The sequence below is a fragment of the Erwinia sp. MYb416 genome (genome assembly GCF_037479575.1).
GTDB classification, from domain to species: Bacteria; Pseudomonadota; Gammaproteobacteria; order Enterobacterales; family Enterobacteriaceae; genus Erwinia; species Erwinia rhapontici.
In genome coordinates this window covers 493-2,630 of record NZ_JBBGYT010000074.1, presented here as the reverse complement: position 1 = coordinate 2,630, position 2,138 = coordinate 493, and the positions used below count along the sequence as shown (strand labels likewise).

Below are 2,138 nucleotides of genomic sequence, written 5' to 3'. Positions count from 1 at the left end.
AATGAGGCTTGTGCAAACAGTGTGACAGGAAAAATTCCGGCACACAGCGCCAGCCCGACGGATATTTTCATCGACGAGATCCTTACTTATAGTGATGAGGCTCATCCGGGTCAGGATGAGCCTTACTGAGAGGGACTTATGCTAAATCCCAGGCGCCACACTCTGTGATATGCGCGCTACCTGACCAGGCAAAGAGAGACAGCTGACGGTGCTGGGGGAAAATACGGCTCGTCAGGCAGGCTTCACCGTCATTGACAAACACCTCAATAGACGAACGGTCAAAGAAGAGGCGTAGCGACAGAACCGATGCTGCGGGCAAGGGGACGCTGCGCTGGCCGCACAGGCCTGACTGCGGATAATGTCGCTCAAGGACCAGTCGTTGCGACTGGTTGTCGACATACAGACGCAGGCCGTCTGAAAGGGCAATACCGTACTGTTCGGCATCACTTGCCGCCGTGTCCCACTGGAGGAGCACTTCTGTTGCTTCCGCATTTTCCATCACGCACTGCTGCTGATTTTTCAGCGAGGTGACTACCCAGCGCTGCCAGGTCTGGCGTAAATTTTCCACCTCTTTTACCGGCTTCATCTGCAGGCGATGATCTGCCGTCAGGCTGAGTTCCCGGGGCAGGGTAAGCATACCGGCCCAGCCATCCTGCTGCTCAGGCATCACTGATTCCCAGCTGTTCATCCAGGCGAGCAGGATGCGACGACCATCGGGGGCCGTGAACGTTTGTGGCGCATAGAAATCATGGCCATGATCCAGTTCGGCGAAAACGTGCTCCTGAGTAAAGGCTTCACCGGGCTGCCACTGGCCGACAATATAGCCGCTCTGAAACAGATTACGGTTGTCATATCCCCGGGCAGCGATGCCCTGCGGGGAGATGATCAGTACCTGTTTATCCTGCAGCGTGAAAAAATCCGGGCATTCCCACATAAAACCCATCTCTTTGGAGGCTTCTCCCAGCACCCCGGCATCATCCCAGTGGTGCAGATCCGCAGAGCGATACAGTCTCACCTGGCCGGTATCATCTTCGCGTGAGCCAACCACCATGTACCAGCTATCGCCTTCGCGCCAGACTTTGGGGTCGCGGAAATGGTGCATGCCCGGCGGCGTATCCAGTACCTTTCCGTGGCGGGTAAAGTGGATGCCATCCCGGCTGGTGGCCAGACACTGCACCTGATAAAGATTATCGTCATCGGTCGGATCGCCGTGAAATTTATGACCGGTGTAAATCAGCGCCAGTTCATCGCCGTTAACCACCGCTGACCCGGAGAAACAGCCGTCTTTATCCTCTGGCCCTTCCGGCGCCAGCGCAACAGGAAGATGTTCCCAGTGCATCAGATCGCGACTGCGGGCATGGCCCCAGTGCATCGGTCCCCACTGCGTGGAGTAGGGGTGATGCTGGTAAAACGCGTGGTACCAGCCATCAAACCAGACCAGCCCGTTAGGGTCGTTCATCCATCCGGCCTGAGGGGCGAGATGAAAACGCGGATACCAGCGCAGGTTAATGTGGTTGCGTGCAGTGGTCAGCGCCTGTTCAGCATCAGCAAGTTGAAATGTCATCACTATTCACTCTTTAAAATGGAGACGGCAGAAGGGGCAGGAACCACCCTTTCCGATAAAGGTTTGTTGCTGCGTAAAAGGAAAATCGAGATAAAGGTGGTGCAGAACACCATCAGCCCCATGATCAGGTAGGACTGGGCGAAGCCATACTTCTCATAGCTGTAGCCAGCGAGAGGAGAAAGCACCGTGGCAATCACGGAACTGGTGCAGGCAAACCCCACCAGATAAAGCGTTGAAGAGAGGCGTTTATCAAAGTTCAGGCTGTTGTATTTGAAAATAGCCACCAGCAGAACAGGCAGTTCCAGAGCGTGCAGCAATTTGGTAATGGAAATCAACAGCGGCCCTTCAACCCAACCGGACGCGATCATACGCAGTGCCATCACCATTCCGGCAAAGATCAGCCCGTTTTTAGCGCCGATACGGTTCACCAGCCAGGGGGCGCAAAACATGCCTGCGGCTTCCAGGAAAACCTGGAATGAATTGAGGTAGCCAAACATCGCATTGCCTTCACGCAACGTGGCAAACTGCGAAGAAAAATAGACCGGGAATTGCTGGTCGTAGACGCCATAAATAC

General features: G+C 55.0%; 2 protein-coding genes. Both read right to left on the bottom strand.

Features of this window, described 5'->3' with window-relative positions; all coding sequences use genetic code 11:
* Positions 1 to 136 precede the first annotated feature (136 nt).
* Positions 137 to 1,564: a glycoside hydrolase family 32 protein gene (locus WH277_RS00670; protein WP_339458688.1), complete on the bottom strand. Its 1,428-nt coding sequence runs from the start codon at positions 1,562 to 1,564 to the stop codon at positions 137 to 139.
* A gap of 2 nt (positions 1,565 to 1,566) precedes the next feature.
* A partial coding sequence (locus WH277_RS00665) for an MFS transporter (protein WP_339503780.1) occupies positions 1,567 to 2,138 on the bottom strand: 572 nt, incomplete at its 5' end.

Coding starts and splice junctions, on each gene's coding strand:
- WH277_RS00670 (WP_339458688.1), bottom strand. CDS start 1,564: ATGACATTTCAACTTGCTGATGCTGAACAGGCGCTGACCACTGCACGC.